Origin of the sequence: Sorlinia euscelidii (assembly GCF_036452135.1) — a bacterium.
Classification (GTDB): Bacteria; Pseudomonadota; Alphaproteobacteria; order Acetobacterales; family Acetobacteraceae; genus Sorlinia; species Sorlinia euscelidii.
Genome location: NZ_JAWJZZ010000004.1, coordinates 259,007 through 281,760, shown reverse-complemented (window position 1 = coordinate 281,760; position 22,754 = coordinate 259,007). Strand labels below are relative to the sequence as shown.

Sequence of the window (22,754 nt, the reverse complement as noted above, 5' to 3'; positions counted from 1 at the left end):
AGAGCCTGATTGGAAACCACCTCCCTAATCCACCCTCTCACGTTCATCGCGGTGCACCCAACTGGATAGAAGCAGCCCGAACCCGAACATCATTGTCAGCATCGCCGACCCACCATAGGAGATGAGCGGCAAAGGCACCCCGCCCACCGGGATGACGCCCATCACCATGGAGAGGTTGACCGCGCAATACATGAAGAAATCGATGGCGATCCCGAGGGCGAGCAACCGGCTGAACTGATTGCGGCAGCGCATCGACATCAGCACGCCGCCGATACTGAGGCACGCCAGCAGCGCCATCACGGCAATGGCGCCGACATACCCCCATTCCTCCCCGATCATCGTAAAGATAAAGTCCGTCTGTTTCTCCGGCAGAAAATTAAGCTGCCCCTGCGACCCGCGTAGATAGCCTTCACCCCACATCCCGCCTGAGCCAAGGGCGATTTTGGACTGGATGATGTTATAGCCCGCGCCGAGCGGATCCGTTTCCGGGTGGATGAACGTATCGATACGCGCCTTCTGGTAATCATGCAGGTGATTGTAAACAAAGCCCCCCAGAAACGGTAAAGGCACCGCCAGAATCACAATCAGCCACAAGCGCATCCCCGCCACGAAAAACATCGCCGCCGCGATTAGCGCCGTGATGACCGCCGTGCCGAGATTGGGCTCTTTCAGGATTAACGCGACCGGCAGGAGTGTCATAATCGCCGGTGGAATAAGGTAAAGCAGGTTCCCCATCTTCTCACGGCTCACGCGATGGAACCAGCTTGCGAGCATGAGGACGAGGGCGACTTTCGCGAATTCAGAGGGTTGGAACTGGATGCCCGCAATCATAATCCAACGTTCAGCCCCTTTACCGACGTGCCCCATATGCAGGACAAGCACCAGCAGCACTATGGATAACAGGTAGATCGGGATCGCCAGACGGCGCAGAAAGCGCGGACTGACGAAGGCCACGAACACCATCATGACCAGCCCGAAAGCGAAACGGACAATCTGCGGGTGCGCGAAGGATTTCGCGCTCCCTCCGCCGGCTGAGAACAACGCCATATAACCGACACCGGCCAGTCCGCAGATCAGGACAACATAGAACCAGTTGATCTGAAAAAATTTTGAGAGAAGCTGAAAACCTGGCTGTGCGCGCCAGAGCCGTTTTTGTTGATCCACTAACCCGCCTCCGCGACCGTCACGCCTGGGGCGTGTTCCCGGCCGGAGGGATCGCGCTGAAGTGCATCGGTCATAATCAGCCTCGCCAGGGGTGCCGCCGTCGCCGCGCCACCATTGCCATGCTCAACAACAACGGCGACCGCGTAACGCGGCTTGTCAAAAGGGGCGTAACAAATAAAGAGCGCATGCGGGCGCTGCTCCCACGGGAGCTTCATGGAATTGAAATGCCCGCTTTCTCGCTGCGCGCGCGAGACACGCCGCACCTGTGCGGAGCCTGTTTTGCCCGCCATCTGGATGCCCGGCAAGTCCAGACGCGCCCGCGTTGCCGTACCGTCCGGCGCGTTGATCACATCGAACATCCCGCCCCGCACGACATCCAGCCATTCAGGCTGGAGTTCCAGCCCGGGGGCTATTGGCAGATTGATCTTAACGCCCTCACGCGTCACAGTGCGTCGGATCAGATGAGGCGACACCTCACGACCCGACGCAATGCGCGCGGCGTAGGTCGCCAGTTCCAACGGCGTCGTCTGCACAAAACCCTGTCCAATCCCTGCCACAACGGTGTCACCACGGTTCCAGTGATGGCCCTTTCTCCGCCGCCAGGCCGGTGTGGGCACATTGCCGGCGCGCACGTGGGGCAGCTCCACAGGAAGCGTCACGCCGAGCCCGAGGGGCGACGCCATGTCTTTGATCTGATCCATGCCGATTTTCTGCGCGACTTTGTAAAAATAGACGTCGCAGGAATATCTAAGCGCCTGTCGCATATTGACGCTGCCATGACCATGTTTGCGCCAGCAATGAAAGCGCGTGCCGCCGAGATCGTAATAGCCGGGGCAATCGAAGCGATCCTCCTCCGTCACCAGCCCCGATTTGAGGGCGGCCAGAGCGACGGCGGGCTTGAAGGTTGAGCCCGGCGGATAGACACCGGCAACGGCCTTGTTCGTCAATGGCGCATTCGGGTCGCTCACCCAGGCTTTCCATTGCGCGTGACTGACGCCGGAGTCAAAAAGAGCCGGGTCAAAAGACGGCGTGCTCGTCATCGCCAGAATGGCGCCATCGCGGCAATCCATCACGACGGCGCTCGCATATTCGTCAGCGATACGCCCCAGCACCATTTGCTGCAAGCCGGCATCAATCGTCAGCTCAACGCGGTCGCCCTGCGCGCCCTCGACGCGCTCAAGCTCTCCAAGGACGCGGCCATAGGCATTGACTTCCATTTCAACCATACCGGGCGCACCGCGCAGCAAATCGTCCTGCGTCTGCTCGATGCCTTCTCGCCCGGCGCGCATCCCGGGCAGGGCCAGTAAAGGTGTCTTGGCGACGTCTTTTTCCGTCGGCGGCGCCACGTAACCCACAATATGCGCAAGTTGCGGCCCGAAAGGGTAGGTGCGTGTTGAACCGACATCCACAAGTACGCCGGGCAATGAGAAAGCCTGCGCCTCAATCCGCGCCATATCGTCCCAGGAGAGAAACTCTTTCAACAATATCGGCACATAACGCCGCAGATTTTTAATGTCCCGCGAGATCCGCGTGCGTTCAAAATCTTCCAGCGGGATGATCTGGGCGAAATGGTCAACCGTTGCATGGATGTCGGTTGTTTCTTCCGGCATCAGCAGCGCGCGCCAGTTCTGGCTGTTTCCGGCCAGCGGGACGCCAAAACGGTCGGTGATCGCGCCGCGCGCCGGGGCCAGCAGGCGTTTACTTGTCCGGTTCCGCGCGGCGAGCGCGCTCATATGCGCGCCTTCCACAAGTTGCAGATCATAAAGCCGATGACCCAGGAAGCCAAAAATGCCCAGTTGCCCACCTGCAAGGAGCATGGCCCGTCGGGTGAAAACGCCACGCGAAGGACGCGCCGTCTCCATGGCGCGCAAGGCGGAGCGGCGTGTCTTCAAGCGCTTCCAATTCAATCCGACCAAACCCAACGCCTCCGGACGCCACTCAGCCCCGTTTGTTACGGGATTTTGTTCCCCTGACCCCTATAACGCAAACAATAGGCGGATGAATGAGATATTATTTCAAATATCTTCTGCATCTGCCCCTATTCGTCGCAACCAGCCGAATAACGTCGCCAATATAGGATAGATGCCAGAAGTCAACGCGGCCTGGAAAATAGCAGGTGTGATCGGTAACCCGCGTGCCATGCTGATGCAGGAGACAAGCCATTCAACACCGCCCATGGCAAGGGCCAATAAGGTGAGGAGGAGCCACGCCAAAATAAAATTAATGTGGCTCAGCCCATAGCGCCACATTTGCGCGACTCCGTGCACGACGAGGAGGGAAAAGAGCAGCGTCCCCGGGGGTGAGAAATTGATGGTTTCAAGCACCAGCCCGATGAGGAATACCGCGGTCGCATCCATTGAGGCCGGACGGAAGATTGTCCAGTAAAAGACAGTATCCACCGCCACGGCGAAGACAAAACCCTCTTTGCCCACCGGACTGATGACACCGGTGAGTAAGAACGTTACGGCGATGATGAAGAGTGAAGGCAGCACCGCGCGAATGACACTGTCCAGTCGTCTCTGGTAGATTGTCGTCGATGGCGCTGAAGAGCGTCTTTCCCTCACGCAGATGACCTCTTCATCCCTGCCCCTTCCAGACATTGGGGAAAATACTTTCAGGGAGGCCAAACCGGTCTCTGGCCTTATTGATTTTCCTGACACGCCCTGGCGCTACAGGGCCATGCGCGTCAATCTCCTTGAAATCAAGCACACGGAGAACATCCGGATGGTTGAGGTGACCGCCCGGAATGACGACCGGCGTGTGCGACGCATTATAATGCACGACACCGATAAAAACGCCATTCGGCACGCCGGAAGCCGTGACGGCATTTTCCTGCCCGGCCTGATCTCCGGTCACGACGCGCTCTCCCTCGACCGGGTGGTCATCATGCGCAAAATACATCAGGCGCGGCGTCGCGGATCCATCGCCCGTCATAATCGCACTCCCCTCTGAGGAAGACAGAAAAACGGGGATACGGCTGACCGGGTCATTGATCAGCAATACCCGCGCTGTTGACGGCCCGATTTCTGAAATACGACCAATCACGCCGGTGCCGCCCAGGACAAGGTCGCCAATATGCACCTCATGGGCTTCCGGCAGGGCAATGAGGACGGAGCGATTATACAGGCCGGATGCATCGCGGATGGCGCGCCCCGTGACGAAGCTGATCGTGCGCTCCGGCAGCCATTTCAGATTGGCTTTGAGACGCCTGTTCTCATCCTCAAGCGCTGTGGCAACGTCATACCATTGCCGCAACCGCGCATTTTCGGTGCGCAATTCCGCATTTTCAGCGAGAAGATGCGTGACGTCACTCGCATAACTCCAAAATCGCCCGACCCAGCGTCCCGGCTGTGCGGCCAGGCTGTAAGCGGGCGTCAGGAAGTCGAAGACGCGCACACGCAGGCCCTCAACTGATGATGGGGCGGAAATGCCGATGATCATCAGAGCCATGGCGAAAAACAGGTAAACAGGTAGGAGAAGCTTCTGTAACGATTGACGCAGCGTGATGGAAAGCATGATCGGGAAGCTTCTCCCTCGGGTCAGTACATCGAGACGAGCACGCTTCTCAAACGACGAATTTCTTCAAGTGCCCGCCCTGTACCTATCGCAACACAGGTCAAAGGGTTTTCCGCGACACTGACAGGAAGGCCCGTTGCACTGCGTAAAACATCATCCAGACGGTTCAGCATCGCCCCGCCACCCGTCAGCATAATGCCTTTATCCACAATGTCGGCTGCCAGTTCCGGTGGGGTGTTTTCCAACGCGGTGGCGACAGCATCAATGATCTGCATCACAGGCTCGGCGAGGCTTTCCGCGATCTGGGCTTGCGACACCACGATTTCCCGCGGGACACCATTGATGAGGTCCCGCCCCTTCACGGCCCGCACCGGCCCGCCATCTGTCGCGTTCTCCGGCATGCTGGCAGAGCCGAGATCAATCTTAAGTCGTTCGGCTGAGCTTTCTCCAATCAGCAGGTTAAAGGATTTGCGGATGTAGGAAATAATGGCGTCGTCCATCTTATCGCCACCCACACGGACGGAGCGCGCATAAACGATCCCCCCCAGAGAGATAACGGCGACTTCCGTCGTGCCGCCCCCGATATCAACGACCATACTGCCCGATGGCTCGGTAATGGGCAGTCCAGCCCCGATGGCCGCCGCCATCGGCTCCTCAATCAGCAGAACGCGGCGTGCACCGGCGCTTTCCGCGCTTTCCTGAATGGCGCGGCGCTCAACAGCTGTTGAACCTGAGGGAACGCAGACAACGATCTGCGGGCTGGCAAAAGCGCGACGATTATGCACTTTGCGGATGAAATGTTTGATCATCTCTTCCGCAACGTCGAAATCCGCGATCACGCCATCCCGTAGCGGACGGATTGCCGTGATATTGCCGGGCGTGCGGCCCAGCATATGTTTCGCCTCCTCCCCGACAGCGAGAACCTGCTTCTTGCCACGCACCTCCGTGATGGCAACGACGGAGGGCTCGTCAAGGACGATGCCCCTTCCCTTGACATAAACGAGAGTATTGGCGGTGCCGAGGTCAATAGCCATGTCTGCCGACATGAGACCCAGCAGACGTGAAAACATTCAAGCCTCCTGGCCAGGAAAGGGGATGCACAAATGCCGCACGTTGAAGACGTGAAGCGGCTCATCGCGACTCAGATTTGCAGCGAGGCAATTGTCACGTCTTCCCGCTTAGCGAGCGACTACACCATGAGCAAGGGCAGAAAATAAAAAAATCGGTTTGAAAGCCTAAATTTAGCAGCTTGCACAGCGCCGGGCCGCGCAACGACGCCTTGACAGCGGTCGTAACGCGGTTTTTTAACCAAATGACAGTGACTTCCTTTACGCCGAAAGCTCTGTCGGCGCGCAACGTGACGCTTTGGTCGTCAGCTTGTTCAGCGCGTGCACATAAGCCTTCACGGCGGCGACAATCGTATCGACATCCGCCCCCTGACCATCGACCGTCCTGCCATTCTTCTCCAGCCGCACCGTTGTTTTGGCCTGTGCATCCGTTTCACCCGTGACGGCGGCAACGCTGAAAAGGGCAAGGCGCGCGTCATTTTCACAGATCATCGCAATCGCCTTGAAGGCTGCGTCAACAGGGCCATTGCCCGTGACGGCAGCGGTTTTACGCGCGCCTGACACGATCAATGTCAGTTCAACCCATGCATCGCGCGCGGAGCCGGACTGGACATTGATATTGTCAAACTGGATGGCCGCGTCGAGGTGATTCTCCTCATCAACCAGCGCGATGATGTCATCATCAAAGACCGATTTTTTCTGGTCCGCCAGCGTCTTGAACCGAGCGAAAGCATGTTCGATTTCCGCATCCGACAATGTGTAACCGAGCGACGCCACCTTATCCCGGAAAGCCGCACGGCCGGAATGTTTCCCTAAAACAAGGGCGGACTTCGTCCAACCCACACTTTCCGGCGTCATGATCTCGTAGGTCGCAGCGTTTTTGAGGATGCCATCCTGATGGATGCCACTCTCATGCGCAAAGGCATTGCGCCCGACGATCGCTTTATTCGGCTGGACGTCAAAACCGGTAATGCCGGTGAGCAGACGCGACACGCCAAGCAGTGACGGCGTGTGCACCGCGTGGGTGAAGGGAAGTTTGTCGTGACGCGTGCGAATCGCCATGACGAGCTCCTCCAGGGCCGCATTGCCGGCACGCTCACCGATCCCGTTGATGGTGCATTCAACCTGCCGGGCGCCTGCCATGAGTGCAGCGAGGGAATTCGCGACCCCAAGCCCGAGATCATTATGATTATGGGTTGAGAAAATGACTTTTTCCGCGCCGGGCACGCGTTGCCGCAACGTCTCGAATATCGCGGCGATTTCCTCCGGGGTCGAAAATCCGACTGTATCCGGAATATTGATCGTTGTGGCGCCGTTTCTGATCGCGACCTCGACGCAGCGACAGAGGAAATCAATTTCCGTCCGCGCGCCATCCTCCGCTGACCATTGCACGTCATCCGTCAATTGTCGTGACGCGCGATTGCCTGAAGCAATCAGCTCCAGCACCGTCTCGGGCGTCATGCGCAACTTATATTTCATATGAAGCGGAGAAGTGGAGATGAAATTATGGATGCGTTTACGCCGCGCGGGCGCGATCGCCTCACCTGCCGCCACGATATCGCGCGGGCCGCCACTTCGTGCAAGGGCACACACGACAACATCCGCCGCCGCTTTGGCGATGGCGTTGACCGCTTCGAAATCACCCGGTGATGCAACGGGGAAGCCGGCCTCAATCACATCGACGCCCAGATTCTCCAAAGCCCGCGCCATGCGCAGCTTTTCATCAAGGTTCATGGAAAAACCGGGCGATTGCTCTCCATCGCGGAGGGTCGTGTCAAAAATGATGACACGATTTTCGGAGATGTCGCCAAAGGAAGGGTGCTGGATGGTCATAATTTTCTCTCGCTTGAATTCAGGCTGAAAACGACGAAAACCCCCTGCGCATCAAGGCCGTGAGACGGCCATTATGCTCAGGGGCAGATAAGTCGTAGCGAGAGAAGCGCACAGGTATGCGGCATTGGTGGCAGGGTCGCCACACATGATAAGCCGAAAATTTTGCCTGAAAGCACCATGGAGATGACGATAAATGATATCGCGCCGCTGCACCAGCGTCATGTTGGTCTGGCAAAAAAATTTTAAGGACCGCCAACGTCGCGCGTGGCGGTTTCTTGCCATTTCGGCCCTGATCACGCAGGGTATCGGAACCGAAAAAATCATGTAAATAACTTTCCAAAAAAGTCGTAAATGAGGCGGGATCAGCAAGAATATGACTCGGAAGCGAGAGCTTGCTTGCGAAAGGCGGCGTTTTAAGTCATTGTGGGGAAGGAAGGGTTTCAGAACGGCGTTCGAGCCCCGCGGTCGGATCAATTGATTCCCCGGGTTTCCTGCCATCTGACTTCCATTGGCCGATCTGATCGGTTGCGTGTCCGCCCCCCGCATTTTTTGCGGTTTTCAATGGGTTGTGACGCCCGGCCTGATCGGCAAAAGGTTATAACTTTTGGAGCTGGCAAATTTTGGCTCGTCTCGCGCTCTGTGCCTCACCCGATGGACTGCATCACCGGATGCAGCCGCACGCGTGCGTCACGATGCTGGACATGTCGCGACGCCCCGTCACGGTCAAGGCGCACGTCCTTGCTCGTATGGCTCCGGAGAGGTTTTTATCACCCATCGCCTGCGCCCCGTCTGTGTTGGCCAGGCCTGCCATAATATCAGCTTCGGCTGATCGGAGTTTATACATTAATGCAAAAACGTATGCTGATCGACACGACCCACGCGGAAGAGACGCGGGTCGTCGTCATGGACGGCGATCGCCTTGAGGATTACGATGTTGAGACATCGGCGCGGAAGCAGATAAAAGGCAATATCTATCTCGCCAAAGTCATCCGGATAGAGCCGAGCCTTCAGGCGGCCTTTGTCGATTATGGCGGGAATCGCCATGGTTTCCTCGCTTTCAGCGAAATTCATCCGGATTATTTTCAGATCCCGGTCGCGGACCGTGAAGAGCTTCTGGCGCTCCAGAATGCCGATATTGAGGACCAGCCTGAAATCATTGAACCGCCGGTCGAGGACAATATCCCGGAAGGTGACGAGGTCAGTGACGCTGAGGATGACGGTGAGGACCAACCCCCGCCGGAAATCGTCGGCGGTGAAAATGATACAGGTGAGGAAAGCAATTCCGCCCGTCGTATGGCGCGCTTCCTGCGGAATTACCGCATTCAGGAGGTGATCCGCCGGCGGCAGATCATCCTCGTCCAGGTGGTTAAGGAAGAACGTGGCAATAAGGGTGCAGCCCTGACAACCTATGTCTCACTGCCGGGCCGTTATTGCGTCCTGATGCCGAACGCCCTGCGTGGCGGTGGCGTCTCACGAAAAATCACTTCCGAAAATGACCGGCGCCGCTTGCGCGACATCATCGCGGAGCTGGACCTCCCGCGCAGCATGGCCATGATCGTCCGCACAGCCGGGGCGCAGCGCCCTGAGGCGGAAATCACCCGCGATTGCGAATATCTTCTGCAATTATGGGATCATATCCGGGACCGCACCCTTTCCTCCATCGCGCCTTCCCTGGTTTATGAGGAAGCCAATCTGATCAAGCGCGCCATACGTGACCTTTTCAGCAAGGACATCACCGAAATTCTCGTTGACGGTGAATCAGGCTGGAAAAGCGCACGGGAATTTATGCGCAACCTCATGCCGCATAATGCGCATCTCGTGAAGTTATGGCGCAATAACGGCCAGAGCCTCTTCGCCCGTAATCGCGTCGAAGGACATCTTGACGCGATTTTCTCCCCGACAGCAACGCTGAAGTCCGGCGGCTACATCGTCATCAACCAGACGGAAGCTCTGGTCTCCATTGACGTGAATTCAGGGCGTTCCACGGGGCAGCGGAATATCGAGGATACGGCCCTCCGCACCAATCTTGAAGCGGCGGAGGAAGTAGCGCGTCAATTGCGCCTGCGTGACCTTGCCGGCCTTGTCGTGATCGACTTTATTGATATGGAAAGTCGTCGTCATAACGCCATGGTCGAGAAGCGACTCAAGGAAGCGCTTAAATCGGACCGGGCACGCATCCAGATCGGCCAGATCTCCCATTTCGGCCTGCTTGAGATGTCGCGCCAGCGTCTGCGTGCCTCTATCGCGGAAGCCGTCCTCACCCCATGCTCTCATTGTAAAGGCACGGGTTATATACGCGGGACAGAAAGCGCGGCCCTGCAGGTGCTCCGCACAATTGATGAGGAAGGGTTGCGCCAACGCGCCGCTGAAATTTCTGTCCATGTTTCCTCAGATGTTGCGCTTTATATCCTCAACCAGAAGCGTCAATGGTTGGGAGAGATCGAGCAGCGTCACGCTATGAGCGTTAAATTTGTCGCCGATGATACATTATTCGCGGCGGATATGCGGATCGAGCGCGTGCGCATGCATGAGGCCCCACCACATAATCGAGAAGCGGCCCCGGCGACGCGTGGGACGGTGAAACGGGACGATGACCTGCACGAGGATGCCGCCCCGCACCAGGATGACGCACATTCTACGCCGGACGCCCCGCAAAGTGCGGGTGATGGAGAAAATGCGGAGACAGGCCGTCGCCGTCGCCGCCGCCGCCGCCGTGGTGGACGCCGGAATGAGGAATCTTCCGACGCTTCATCAGCTTCAGATGACGCGGAGGATGACGGGGCGGAACGTCATGCGGCAGAAGAAGCCACGCCCCATCGCGGCCCACGCGTCGTGCGCCAGATTGAAATCACGGAACCTCAGGAAGTCGCTGCGCGCCAGAAGCAGCAGGTGGTGCCACATGCGCGCCGTGGCGATGACCAGGGTGATCACTGGCGCAGCCGCCCGACACCGGCTGATCCCTTTGCCGGGGCCTCATTCGATATTTTCGATATGATTGAAGAGTCACCCGTCATCATGGACGTGTCGCCGCCGGTGCAGGAAGCGGAAGTACCGCCCCCGCCCCCGTCAGTGCGGAGAAGCCGGAAGGACGCCGTGGGCCGCGTCGTGGGTTACGCCGTGGACGTGGTCGCCGGAGCGACACCCCCTCACCCGTGACTGAGGCGACAGACGCCCCGCCGCCCGCAATTGCGGCGTCACAGGATGCGCCGCCGGTCCAAGCTGAAACATCGGACCACGCAGCCGCGCCCGATGCCCTCTCAGAGGCAACGCCGCGCCCAGCGCCACGCCGCCGCGCGACGCGACGCGTCAAAAGCGCGGAGGCTGAGCCGGATGTCGCTGTGCAAGGCGATGAGGCGCCCGCCAAACCGCGCACACGCCGCCGCACATCGACCCGCAAAGCGGACGCGGCGTCAACCGACCAAAAGGATGAACAGGTGATCGCGGAAGCGTCAGCCGCAAATGATGGCGACGCCAAGCCAGCGCCCCGCCGTAAGGGCTGGTGGAGCCGATAATCAGGAAGGGGCCGTCGCGCCCCTTCCCTTTTGGCGCAACTGATCCTGTTTTTCTAAACCGGTTGCTGACGCGGAAATACGGTCAGGCGCTTCTGCGCGGCTGCCCGAATTTCAGGCTGGCATGAGGACGTCATCCCTCATGGAAGGAAGCCGGGAGAATGTCTGGACAGTTCCATGCCTTTCAAGCCGACCCGTTTCTTGTCGTAAGCTCGGAAAGCTGTGAGGCGCGTCCCTCATCCGAGCCCGACCCTGTTACCGCGCCATCAGCGGCAAACACTTCGGTAGCCTGAGGCGGCAATAAATGATCCCGTTAATGGAGAAAAACAGGCATTCTGCACGCAGCGATTGCCGGTTCGGAGGGGCGAGGAGTAGCTCGCGCTCTCCATCGCATTGGCCTCCTGCGCGGCAATGCCGCAAAGCGGCGTATTGAGGGGGGCCGAGACGTCATTGGTAAAAAACGGCTTTGACGTCTGCGCCCGGGGTGACGGATGTTGCGGCGCCCCGCCACAGGCAGATAAAGCCGGAAGAAGTAAAAGCGCGAGAAGTGCACGGCGTAACATCAGGGGGCATGTCATAATCCGAGATCTCCTTGCGGCATTGCGCGACCTGCATCGGGCTCGATACGGCCCTTTCGCTCACCATCCGCGAAAGTCAGGGTGACGGCACCCCCTCGTGGCTGACCATGGGCGGAAGTCACGGGCCGACCTGCGCCATCCTGCACCAATACGTAACCGCGCGCCAGTACAGCGTGGGGGACACAGCCTCAAGCTGACGCGACACCCCATTAAAGACGGAACGCTTCAGGACGAGTGACGCCTGAATAATCCGTGTCTGGTCCGGGAGGGCAACAAAGCCACGCCGCGCTTTGAAAACCGCCAGATTGAGGCAATCCCGCAAGCGTCCCTGCGCCTCATAAACGGTCTGACGCCGTGCCGCGATGGATGACTGTGGCGACGTCAAAAGCGACTGAACCCTGTCATGCCGTGCGCGCAATTTCTGCACGAAGGAGGGTAAAGCGAAACTGAGGCGCTGCGTCCGATCATCCAGCCTCAAACGGGAGGTTTCCAGCAAAGCCGGGAGGTCCGGCATGAAGCTTGCCGCGCGGTCACGGCGCGCCGCCGCACGTTGCAGCACGAGGTTTCCGGCGCTGAGCAGGCGCGCGGCGCGGTGGGCCAAGTCCGCCAGCATCTCACTACGCTGCGGCACAGCCATTTCCGCCGCGGCCGTCGGTGTCGGGGCACGGCGATCAGCAGCATAATCCACCAGCGTGGTGTCTGTCTCATGCCCGATGGCAGAAATGAGAGGCAGCGGAAAAGCGGCGACAGCCCGCACCACGCGCTCATCATTAAACGCCATGAGATCTTCCAGCGAGCCACCGCCCCGCGCGAGGATCACAATATCCGGCTGCGCCGCCACAATCCCCGCAAGCGCGGCGAGTATCTGTTCCACCGCGCCCTGCCCCTGCACCGCCACCGGCCAGATCAGCACATCTCGTGGGAAACGGCGCTCAATCGTGGTGCAGATATCATGCAGCACAGCGCCCTGCGATGAGGTGATCACCCCGATGCGCGCCGGAAAATAAGGCAGTGGCTTTTTGCGTTCAGGGTCAAACAACCCCTCCTGCAATAATTTGACGCGGATCTGCTCAATCCGCGCCAGAAGCGCGCCCTCCCCGGCAAAGCTCAATTGATCGATCATCAATTGATAGCTGGAGCGCTCACCATAAGCGGACACGCGCCCGGTCGCGACGACGTCCATCCCGTTCTCGGGCGTTAAATCCAGCCGCCCGGCCACGCCGCGCCAGATAACGGCCGCGATCTTGCCGCCTTCATCCTTGAGGGACAGGTAAATATGCCCGGACGGGTAACGCTTGAGTTCCGTCACCTCACCACGCACCTTGACACGCCCGAAGCGGGATTCCAGCGCCTGTTTGATCGCGCCTGAGAGTTCGGAGACCGAATATTGCGGTACGTTGTCGGAAATTTGCGCTTCGCTCTCACTCATATGCCGCATTCTATGCTAGGAGGCGTTTAAAACAAACCTCGTTTCGCAAGGATTTTTATGCGGGTTCTCCTCGTTGGCGCCGGTGGCCGGGAACATGCTCTGGCTTGGTGTCTACGCAAATCTCCCCTGCTTTCGGCCCTTTTTATGGCACCGGGCAATCCCGGCATGGCTGAACTCGGCACCTGCATCAATATCGACGTGACCGATATTGCGGCTCTCGTCCGTTTCGCGAAGGCAGAGAAAATTGACCTCGTCGTGCCGGGGCCGGAAGCGCCGCTTGTGGCCGGGCTGACAGATGCGTGTGACGCCGCTGGCATTGCCTGTGCCGGGCCAACCCAGGCCGCCGCAACTTTGGAGGGCAGCAAAGCCTTCACCAAAGAGATTGCTGACGCTGCCAATATTCCGACGGCGCGGTGGGAGCGATTTGACACGGCTGAGGCCGCGCATGCCTTCATCCAGCGGCGGGGCGCGCCAATCGTTGTCAAAGCGGATGGTCTCGCCGCCGGGAAAGGCGTGATCGTCGCCCAAACGGTGGAGGAGGCACAGAAAGCCGTCGACACGATGTTGACCCGCGGTGATTTCGGGTCCGCCGGAAGCAGCATTGTTGTGGAGGAATGCCTATCCGGTGAGGAAGTCTCCCTTTTTGCTTTCTGTGACGGGACGGAGGCTGTCCTCATCGGCGCGGCGAGGGACCATAAGCGCGTCGGTGAAAATGATACCGGGCCGAACACAGGGGGGATGGGCGCCGTTTCCCCCCCGCCGGATTTTGACGCGGCCGCGCAGGAAGCCGCACTTGACCTCACAGTGCGTCCGATGCTGGCTGAGATGCAACGTCGCGGCACGCCTTTTAAAGGCGTTATTTTTGCGGGGCTGATGCTGACAGATGCCGGGCCGAAACTGATCGAATATAATGTGCGCTTCGGTGACCCGGAGGCCGAGGCCCTTCTCCTCCGTCTCGAGAGCGATTTATTGCCGATCCTCGCCGGGCTGGCCAAAGGTGCGATCGGGGACCTACCTATTCGCTTCAGCGACAAAATCGCCATATCCATCGTGATCGCCGCGCAGGGTTATCCTGCCGCGCCGAAGAAAGGCGGTGTGATTGAGGGAATAGAGGCGGCGAATGCGCTGGAAGGCGTCAAAGTCTTCCATGCAGGCACGTCAATGAAAGGTGGCCACCTCGTCGCGGAGGGTGGGCGCGTCCTCGCGGTCGCCGCGATTGGAGATGACCTTAATGATGCTTTAACCCGTGGCTATGAAGCTGTCGGCGCCATCAAATGGGATGACGGATTTTACCGGCGCGATATCGGTCGTTGACGCTGCCCGGGCCGCAGAGCCCGCTTCGGGGTCATGACAATTCCACCGTGCGTCACCTTGAATAAAACTCCGTCATTTCGACGACGTCATTGAAGTCGCTCGGCTCATATTGTTGATCGGGCGGCGTGCTTGTCGCGACGTCCTGCTGGATGATTCGGACATCAAAGGGGTGATGCGCCGCAAGGATTTTCCGGGCCCTGTCGGGGACGATATGCGTCAGGTCAATTGTAATCAACGCCCCACGCGTGACGGTGCGGCGGCGCTGCGTCCGGGAAAGGTCGCTCCCGCGCGCCATGCGTCGTAAGACAGGATTACGGCGCAGATGATGGATGGAATGAGCAGGGATGTCGGCCTCAACCAGTTGCAGCAGGGCCGCACGTGCATGGCGGGCTGTATCGAAAACGGCAACCATCATTTGATGCGGCATGTCACGTATCTCTCATAATGTAACATTTTCACAGATATATTCTGGCGATTTGTAACATGTCTTTAACGCTGCCGAGATGAATTTTTGCATTTAAAGAGTGCAATTTAACGTGATCGCCACACCGCCATCGTCGCCTTCCTCCCTTATCCTGCCGCCATCGCCGCGGTGTGGTCGCGCCTTAAACTGGCCTACCTTACCCAGACCTCTGACAGGATGAGATGGTTCAGCAATGAGTAACGATAATGGCCAAGTCGGGCGGATGTGAAATCGATATAGCGCGGCTGGATGAGCGGGATGAGAGGCGCTGCACGCATTGCCATCACGTTCGCTTCCTCCCAGAATTGTGCCGCTTCCGCCTTGTCCTGAGTCGTCATAGCCTGCTTCATGAGGCGTTCCAGAACGGGCTCACAATAACCCGACGCATTGGTCGAGATATCAAGCCCCGGATGGATGTTTTCGCATCCGAGGAGATCATAAAGAAACACCGAGGGGGATGGGTAATCAGCGTACCAGGTCGTTAAAGCGATGGCGACGTGATGGTCCGAATTGCCGATATAACTGCTGAGACTGGCTGGCGCGAGGGTGCGGATGGAAGCTTTGAAGCTCAGTTTCTCCAAAAGGTCCCTCACATAAAGGCCGATATTCGTATCCACCGCATTATTGCGCACGACGAGGGTCACCGCTGCACCCGCAAAAGGTGTCTCCCTTATAACTCGCCGCGCCTTGGCCAGATCCGGCCGTTGGTGCGCCCGCGCGGCGCAATCCGATGGCCGCTTGCGCATGCCATCGGGGATGAGGTCGCATAAAGGCGTCGCCACCGCTTCACCCCCATACAAAATGGCGACGGCCCGGCGGTCAATCGCCTGATTCAGTGCCTGACGGACTTTAATCGACGTGAAAGGCGGCTCCCGCACATTCAAGACGAGGTAATAATACCCCAGGAGCGGTTGCAGATGGATTTGACGCGCGTAGCGATCTCCCAGTTCACTGTAACGATCCTGCGGTTTTTCACCCAGCATGACATCATATTGTCCCCGCTCCACCGCCGTCACGGCAGCTTCATCCGTCAGGCCGAAATCAATCTGGATATGGTCGACGTACCCATCAGGTTGCGCCAATGGCGACCACGGGCGGAAGAAGGGATTGCGCTCGAGGCGCATCCCCGTTGACGGGTCATATTTGGTGATATGATAAGGGCCGGTGCCGGGCAGAGGTGAAGCGCCGCTATCCCGCCCTGTTACATCTCGGGGAAGAATCACGGCGTGGCTGAAGGCCAGTTTCTGCGCGAATTCCGGATCGGGCTGTCGCAGACGGAAGGTGACGACTCGGCTTTTCACATCACCTGTGACGCCTTCGAGACGGCATTGCGCAGCATGTTGCAGGCATTTTTCAGCCCCCATGATATTGCGGTAAAATGAATCCGCTGTCGGGCTGCCAACGCGGAAGAGACGCCGCATGGATGCGACCACGTCATCGGTCGTCAGCGCCGCGCCATTAGAGAAAAATATGTGGTCATGAATGCGGAAACGCCAGGTCAGCCCATCGGGACTCACCGTGGGCAGGGCCTCCGCGATGTCCGGCACGATTTCCAGCCCTTCTTTGCTCGAAGCGCGGCGATAGGCCAGAAGCCCGTCATAGACGGAAACGAAAATCTGAAGATAGGCGCTGGAATAAGTGATTTGTGGGTCCAGCGTCTCACTGGGTGACGCCATCGTGACGCGTAGCGTGCCGCCACGATGCGGTTGCCCCCGCTTTACGCTGTCATCCGCCACACCCTGCGCCAAAGCGGCTTGCATTGCGAGGAAAAGCGTCAGGATAAGGCCGGTCAGGACCGTGAAGAACCGCCGGAACGAGGACCCCAGCCCCCAAACAGCGCATCCCAAACCGGTCAATGCGCCTCAGCCCAATTATCGCCAATGCCGGTCTCAACGACCAGTTTCACCCCGATATCGGCAACGCTGCTCATCGTCTCGCGGAGGAAGCCCGCCAATGCCTCCGCTTTTTCAGCAGCCACTTCAAAGACAAGCTCATCATGCACTTGCAGGAGAAGCTGGGCATCAAAATCATTGTCTCTCAGCTGGCGATCCACCGAGATCATGGCCATTTTGATGATGTCCGCCGCGCCGCCCTGTAAGGGCGCATTAATGGCCTGACGTTCGGCATAAGCGCGACGCGCGCCATTTTTTTCAGTAATGCCGGGGACGTAACAGCGCCGACCAAATGGCGTCTCAACATAGCCTTTCTCCCGCGCTTCCTCTTTTGTGCGGTCCATATAGGTTTTAATGCCCGGATAACGCTCAAAATACGTCGCGATATAATGCCGCGCCTCATTTTGCGGGATGCCAAGCTGGCGGGCCAGGCCGAAAGCGCTGATACCGTAAATAATCCCGAAATTGATCGCCTTCGCCCTGCGACGGGTCAGAGGGTCCATGCCTTCAAGAGGTGTATTAAAAACTTCCGAGGCCGTGCGGGCGTGAATATCCTGTCCCAGCGCGAAAGCCTCCCGGAGGGTTGGGATATCGGCCACTGCGGCGAGGAGGCGGAGTTCAATCTGGGAGTAATCCGCTGAAACGAGTTTGCGCCCTTTTTCCGCGATGAAAGCGTGGCGGATGCGCGCCCCTTCTTCGGTGCGGATCGGAATATTCTGAAGGTTCGGATCATTTGAAGAAAGGCGACCCGTTGTCGTGCCGGCCATATGGTAGGAGGTGTGCACGCGCGCCGTCTTCATGTCCCGCTGTTCCAGAAGCGCGTCCGTGTAAGTCGATTTCAGTTTGGCGAGTTGCCGCCAGGCGAGGATATGTTCGGGCAGTGCATGACCCTGATCCGCCAGTTCCTGCAAGACAGACGAGTCCGTGCCCCAGGCCCCCGCTTTGGTGCGTTTGCCGCCCGAGAGATTCATTTCATCGAAAAGAATTTCTCCCAATTGCTTGGGCGAACCGATATTGAAGTCCCGCCCCACCAGTTGATGGATCTCCGCTTCCATCACCTTCATGCGCGCGGCAAAATCAGTAGAGAGTCGTTGAAGCTCGGCGACATCAATCTTGATGCCGGCCCATTCCATATTCTGAAGGACCGGGATGAGTGGCCGCTCCATCGTCTCATAAATGCGCACGGCGCGAGTCTGCACCAGCATCGCCTTGAGTTTCAGCCATAATCTGAATGTTACATCCGCGTCTTCCGCCGCGTAGGACGTCGCCTTATCGACAGGAACGCGCGCAAATGGAAGGCGCTGCCGCCCCGTGCCCGTCACCTCATCATAAGTGATCGGGCGATGTCCCAGATGGAGGAGGGATAATTCATCCATCCCGTGACCATGCGCCCCCGCCGATTGGGCATAGGAAAGCAGCATTGTGTCATCAATGGGCGCGATACCCGTCACCCCGGCATTCTGGAAAACGAGGAGATCATATTTCGCATTCTGGAAAATCTTTAGGATCGCATCATCATGGAAGATCGGCGTCAGCGCGGCGAGAACCTGCGCCGTCTCAAGTTGAGGCGGCACCAGATTTTCAAGATCACCCTGATGGCCTAACGGAATATAAGCCGCCTCCCCTGCACGCACCGCCAGAGAAATGCCGATCAGCGTCGCCCGGCGGGGCTGGAGACTATCCGTCTCCGTATCGACAGCCACATAACCCCCAGCCTTGATGCGCTGCACCCAGCTTTCAAGTTGCGTGGTTGTTGTGACCGTTTCATACGGGCCGAAATCCGGCTGCTTCGCGGGTGAGGCCGGTGGGGTTGACGCGCCATGCGTTGCGGCGTCGCCATCCAGCGCGGCTGGCAACGGGGTCGGTCGCGCAACATGGCGCAGTCCGAGGCGCTGGCTGATGGAATTGAAACCCATCTGCGCCAGAAAACCACCCAATATTTCCCCCGAAGGGTCGCGGCAGCCCAACGCCTCAATCGGTTCCGGCAGCGCGACATCGCGTGCCAGTGTCACCAGTTTGAGGGAAAGGCGCGCATTCTCCGCATGTTCGATCAGCGCATCCCGGCGCTTAGAAGGTTTCATCCCCGGTGCGGCCGTCAGCACATCTTCCAGACTGCCGAATTCAGCGACAAGCTGGGCGGCACCTTTAGGCCCGATACCTGGCACGCCCGGCACATTATCGGTTGAATCTCCCATTAAAGCCTGCACATCCACAACGCGTTCCGGCGGCACGCCGAATTTTGTATGGACCTCTTCCACCCCGATCGGGCGCTGCTTGATGGGGTCAAGCATCTGCACTTTTTCCGTCACGAGCTGCATCAGATCCTTATCTGATGAAACAATCGTGCACCGACCGCCTTCACGCGCGATAACTTCAGCATAAGAGGCAATGAGATCATCCGCCTCCCAGCCCGGTAATTCGATGGACGGCACATTGAAGGCCTTTGTCGCCTCCCGGATCAGAGCAAATTGCGGGACAAGATCCTCCGGGGCGGGAGGACGATGGGCTTTATAAGCGGGGTAGATGTCATTGCGGAAAGTCTGCCGCCCGGCATCAAAAATAACGGCCAGATGTGTGCCGACATGCTCACGCATCAGGCGGGAGAGCATATTGGTAAAACCGTAAACCGCATTGACGGGCGTGCCATCCGGGCTGTGCATCGGTGGCAGGGCATGAAAAGCCCGGAAGATAAAGCCCGACCCATCGACCAGAATGAGGTGTTTTTCTTGTTCCATCAATGTGACACCCTGTCTCTCAGTCTATGCAGGCTCAATCTGTGACGCTTTTTAAAACGGGCCTGGCCGCGTTCCGATCCTGCCGGAAAGCGGATTCTTATGCAAGAAAGCGGCGTTTAGCCGACGGATCGGGCCTTCATGGCGGCGGACGCAAGTTTTTACGGCATGGCTCTGGCGTCGGGGCGGGAAATTGGCTATGCAACATCCCGATGGACCCGTAGCTCAGCTGGATAGAGCGTCGCCCTCCGAAGGCGAAGGTCGAAGGTTCGAATCCTTTCGGGTCCGCCAATAACCGTTATCACGGCTTCTCATCCCCACTCACGACCCTTGATTTTACCCGGTTTCCCGCCATAAACTCTTCTCATGGCTTCTCACCCCTTATCATGCAAGCGCACGAATTTGGGGGCAAATTTGGGGGCAACGAAAAAAGGGTGGGGGTCACGTGTTAACGGATATAAAAAGTAGGAAGTGAGCCGCAAAAGGGAAGCGATATCGCGTTTCAGACGCTGGCGCCCTGTATCTCGGTGTTAGAACCACAGGAGCGCGGTTCTGGTATCTGTAATACCGCTGGGCAGGAATTGCGAAGCGTCTCGCCATCGGCAGCTACCCTGACGTCTCATTGGCGGCCGCACGCGACGCGGTGCACGCTTAAAAAAAACGAGATCCAGGCGGGTGGGGATCCGTCCCTCACCGGGAAGCCGCGGCGGGCTGCGACTCTCACGGATGAGCGCTCGCTCGCAAAAATCGGCGATGTTTCGGTGAAACACAACCTCAGTCGATAGACCGTCAAGCTCGCTTTTGCCGACGGTCCCTATGCGGCAGATGGTGAAGGGTCGCATTTCAGGCACCGTCAGGTAGGACCAACTAGATGGCCGTGGTCATCCGCGGTGGCGCATCGCCTCGACGAACGTCACGAAGGCGGGCGATGATTGGCGGCGGCTCGGGTAATAGAGGTGATAGCCGTCCCAATAAGGACACCAATCCTCCAGAACGCGCCGGAGACAACCCTCTTCTATATGAGGAATCGCGATTTCCTCAGGAACGTAAGCTACTCCATGGCCGGCGCGTGCAGCATCGAGGACATGAAAGATGTTGTTGAAGACGAGTTGGCCATCAACTTTAACTTTGATCTCGCGACCCCGCTCTTCGAACTCCCAGACATAAAGCCCGCCTGACGTGGGAAACCGATAATTTATGCAGTTGTGCTGCGTCAGATCCTGAGGTCGTTCCGGGATGGTGCGACGCGAGAAATACGCTTCAGTGGCGACGACCGCGAAACGAATATCGGGCCCGATACGAGCGGATATCATATCTTTCGCGAGTTGCTCGCCCATCCGAACGCCCGCGTCAAAGCGTTCGGAGACAATGTCAGTCAGACCATTATCGAGCAGAAGTTCGATCCTGATGTCGGGATACTTCGGAAGAAACATCTTGAGTTTCGGCCAAAGCACGCTGCTGATGGCGTAGTCCGACGCGTTGATTCTGATTGTCCCTGCCAAAGTTTCGCGCAACGCGTTCAGAGCATCGATCTCAATCTCGATCTGGTCAAAGTGCGGGCCGATCCTGTCCAGCAGCCTCTCACCAGCCTCTGTCGGTGCGACCGCCCGCGTGGTGCGCGTGAGCAGGCGCACGCCCAGGCGAGCCTCGAGCTGACGGATCGTATGGCTCAAGGCCGACTGAGAAATCCCGAACCGCGCAGCTGCCCTGGTGAAGCTGCGCTCTCGTCCGACGGCCAGAAAAGCAAGCATGTCGTTAACGTTCTGGCGGTGCACTCATAATTCCTTTTCACGCTTCTGCTTCCGATAATAAAGCTGAAAGCGGGAAAATACAGCTATTCGATGGCGCATCGACCGACCGTCCGGATGGCGGACAGTCGGCAGCTTCGATGGGCATTGTGATGGCGCCCAGACGGTCGAGAATTGCCATGTCACCGGATATCCTCCCGAACATGATGATCCCTGGCAGCGGGGCAAGAAGATTGCGCGTCTTCTCCTGTCGGAGATGGTCGCTTAGTTCGACGGTGAGCAGCAGCATCCGAGCGATCGTGCGGCCTGATTGTCGACGAGATCGGCAGCCACCTCGCCCCAGTCAGATAGGATGCGCATATGATCTTGAGCCATGACAGGTTCAGCCAATCCAGGTTCGATGACGGCGTCGCCGCGAAACGACTTGAACATGCCCTTGTCCCCCGGTCTCTATTTATCTTCCATGAGCTATAGGTGTCAGTTCCTGCTCGCTTCACGCGGCAAGGTGCTGGTTGAAGAACGATTGCAGCCTGTCAAACGGTATCACATCCATTTTGTCGTAGAGATCGGTGTGACTGGCGCCGGCGATGATCATCAGCTCCTTCGGTTCCGCTGCAGCCGCATAGGCGGTTTGGGCGAAGTACAGCGAGTGGGCCTTCTCACCGTGAACGAACAAGACCGGGCGCGGCGAAATCTCCGAAATGCAGGTCAGGATGGGAAGATTATTAAAAGGCAGAGGCGTTGTAATCGTCCAGGCATTGCCGGAATTGACAGCGCGCGGGTGATAACCGCGCGGCGTCATATAGTAGTCGTGGTAGTCGATCATGAACGGCTCGCCCTTGCGCTCGACGTTGTAGCGCGGCTGATAGTTAGGGGTGCCGCGCTCCGCATCTGTCCAGCGCTGCCGGCTCAATTGTTCGAGGGTCTGCGTACGCTGTTCAAGCGTCATGCTGTCATTATAGCCCTTCGACATAACCCGGGTCATGTCGTACATGGTGCTGGCGACGACGGCCTTGACGCGCTTATCCACCGCCGCAGCGCTCAACGCCATCCCGCCCCAGCCGCAGATGCCGATGACGCCGATCCGTTCGCGGTCGACCGCGTCGTGCAGGCCGAGAGAGTCGATGGCCGCCATGAAATCCTCAGTGTTGATATCGGGTGAGGCAACATTGCGGGGTGCCCCGCCACTTTCCCCGGTGTAAGACGGATCGAAGGCCAGGGTGACGAAACCGCGCTCCGCCATGGTCTGCGCGTAAAGGCCGGACGATTGCTCTTTGACCGCCCCAAATGGCCCGCCGACCGCCAGCGCCGCCAGGCGACCGTTGGCGCGGTTTTTGGGGAGATAGAGATCACCAGCCAGGGTGATGCCATAGCGGTTTTTGAAAGAGATTTTTTGATGGTCGACGTTGGCGCTTCGGGGAAACACCTTATCCCAGTCATTTGTCATGGTGTGAGCCTCTGCATTAGGCGTTGGCAGTAACGATGCGGCGCCCAGGGCGGCCGCACTTA

The 22,754-nt window shown here is 58.4% G+C and carries 16 protein-coding genes, 1 tRNA gene and 1 pseudogene; 4 read left to right on the top strand and 14 right to left on the bottom strand.

Annotated features, from left to right (window positions below; all coding sequences use genetic code 11):
• Nucleotides 1–24: 24 nt before the first annotated feature.
• From rodA to CGLAMM_RS09345, 6 genes are all read right to left on the bottom strand, one after another.
• The gene (rodA, locus tag CGLAMM_RS09370; RefSeq protein WP_394820239.1) at nt 25–1,164 is read right to left on the bottom strand and encodes a rod shape-determining protein RodA; all 1,140 of its coding nucleotides are present in this window, start codon (nt 1,162–1,164) and stop codon (nt 25–27) included.
• Nucleotides 1,164–3,026: a penicillin-binding protein 2 gene (mrdA, locus tag CGLAMM_RS09365; RefSeq protein ID WP_394820307.1), complete on the bottom strand. Its 1,863-nt coding sequence runs from the start codon at nt 3,024–3,026 to the stop codon at nt 1,164–1,166. The genes rodA and mrdA overlap by 1 nt, the downstream gene beginning before the upstream one ends.
• A 153-nt stretch (nt 3,027–3,179) precedes the next feature.
• A complete protein-coding gene (locus tag CGLAMM_RS09360; protein ID WP_394820238.1) occupies nt 3,180–3,728 on the bottom strand; it encodes a hypothetical protein in 549 nt (182 codons plus the stop codon).
• A gap of 13 nt (nt 3,729–3,741) precedes the next feature.
• The gene (locus CGLAMM_RS09355) at nt 3,742–4,680 is read right to left on the bottom strand and encodes a rod shape-determining protein MreC (RefSeq protein WP_394820237.1); all 939 of its coding nucleotides are present in this window, start codon (nt 4,678–4,680) and stop codon (nt 3,742–3,744) included.
• Nucleotides 4,681–4,703: 23 nt separating this feature from the next.
• Entirely contained in the window at nt 4,704–5,750 is a 1,047-nt protein-coding gene (locus tag CGLAMM_RS09350) for a rod shape-determining protein (RefSeq protein ID WP_319807127.1), read from the bottom strand.
• A gap of 258 nt (nt 5,751–6,008) precedes the next feature.
• A complete protein-coding gene (locus CGLAMM_RS09345; RefSeq protein WP_394820236.1) occupies nt 6,009–7,580 on the bottom strand; it encodes a 2-isopropylmalate synthase in 1,572 nt (523 codons plus the stop codon).
• Nucleotides 7,581–8,426: 846 nt separating this feature from the next.
• Between CGLAMM_RS09345 and CGLAMM_RS09340 the strand changes: the two genes are divergently transcribed.
• Entirely contained in the window at nt 8,427–10,736 is a 2,310-nt protein-coding gene (locus CGLAMM_RS09340; protein WP_418115623.1) for an Rne/Rng family ribonuclease, read from the top strand.
• Nucleotides 10,733–11,092, top strand: a complete 360-nt coding sequence (locus CGLAMM_RS09335) for a hypothetical protein (protein ID WP_418115622.1) — start codon at nt 10,733–10,735, stop codon at nt 11,090–11,092. Before CGLAMM_RS09340 ends, CGLAMM_RS09335 begins: the two co-directional genes overlap by 4 nt.
• A gap of 263 nt (nt 11,093–11,355) precedes the next feature.
• On the opposite strand, the gene CGLAMM_RS09330 is transcribed toward CGLAMM_RS09335, so the two are convergent.
• Nucleotides 11,356–11,667, bottom strand: a complete 312-nt coding sequence (locus CGLAMM_RS09330; RefSeq protein WP_394820234.1) for a hypothetical protein — start codon at nt 11,665–11,667, stop codon at nt 11,356–11,358.
• Nucleotides 11,664–13,096 (bottom strand): annotated as a pseudogene (gene xseA, locus CGLAMM_RS09325) (exodeoxyribonuclease VII large subunit). The gene CGLAMM_RS09330 and the pseudogene xseA overlap by 4 nt, the downstream one beginning before the upstream one ends.
• A gap of 57 nt (nt 13,097–13,153) precedes the next feature.
• Between xseA and purD the strand changes: the two are divergent.
• Nucleotides 13,154–14,410, top strand: a complete 1,257-nt coding sequence (purD, locus tag CGLAMM_RS09320) for a phosphoribosylamine--glycine ligase (protein ID WP_394820232.1) — start codon at nt 13,154–13,156, stop codon at nt 14,408–14,410.
• 52 nt (nt 14,411–14,462) lie between these two features.
• Here the strand turns inward: purD and CGLAMM_RS09315 are convergent, their stop codons facing one another.
• From CGLAMM_RS09315 to polA, 3 genes are all read right to left on the bottom strand, one after another.
• Nucleotides 14,463–14,837, bottom strand: coding sequence for a hypothetical protein (locus CGLAMM_RS09315; protein ID WP_394820231.1), 375 nt, complete (start codon nt 14,835–14,837; stop codon nt 14,463–14,465).
• Nucleotides 14,838–15,025: 188 nt separating this feature from the next.
• Nucleotides 15,026–16,720 carry an ABC transporter substrate-binding protein gene (locus CGLAMM_RS09310; protein ID WP_394820230.1) on the bottom strand — a complete coding sequence of 565 codons (1,695 nt, stop codon included), beginning with the start codon at nt 16,718–16,720 and terminating at the stop codon, nt 15,026–15,028.
• A 5-nt stretch (nt 16,721–16,725) separates the two neighbouring features.
• A complete protein-coding gene (gene polA / locus CGLAMM_RS09305) occupies nt 16,726–19,500 on the bottom strand; it encodes a DNA polymerase I (RefSeq protein ID WP_394820229.1) in 2,775 nt (924 codons plus the stop codon).
• Between the two features lie 211 nt (nt 19,501–19,711).
• On the opposite strand from polA, the gene CGLAMM_RS09300 reads away from it, so the two are divergent.
• Nucleotides 19,712–19,788: transfer RNA gene (locus CGLAMM_RS09300), tRNA-Arg, on the top strand.
• Nucleotides 19,789–20,378: 590 nt separating this feature from the next.
• Here the strand turns inward: CGLAMM_RS09300 and CGLAMM_RS09295 are convergent.
• From CGLAMM_RS09295 to CGLAMM_RS09285, 3 genes are all read right to left on the bottom strand, one after another.
• On the bottom strand, nt 20,379–21,272 hold the full coding sequence (locus CGLAMM_RS09295) for a LysR family transcriptional regulator (RefSeq protein WP_394820228.1): 894 nt from the start codon (nt 21,270–21,272) through the stop codon (nt 20,379–20,381).
• A 13-nt stretch (nt 21,273–21,285) separates the two neighbouring features.
• Nucleotides 21,286–21,534, bottom strand: coding sequence for a hypothetical protein (locus CGLAMM_RS09290; protein WP_394820227.1), 249 nt, complete (start codon nt 21,532–21,534; stop codon nt 21,286–21,288).
• Between the two features lie 204 nt (nt 21,535–21,738).
• On the bottom strand, nt 21,739–22,692 hold the full coding sequence (locus CGLAMM_RS09285; RefSeq protein ID WP_394820226.1) for an alpha/beta hydrolase: 954 nt from the start codon (nt 22,690–22,692) through the stop codon (nt 21,739–21,741).
• Between the last annotated feature and the right edge of the window lie 62 nt (nt 22,693–22,754).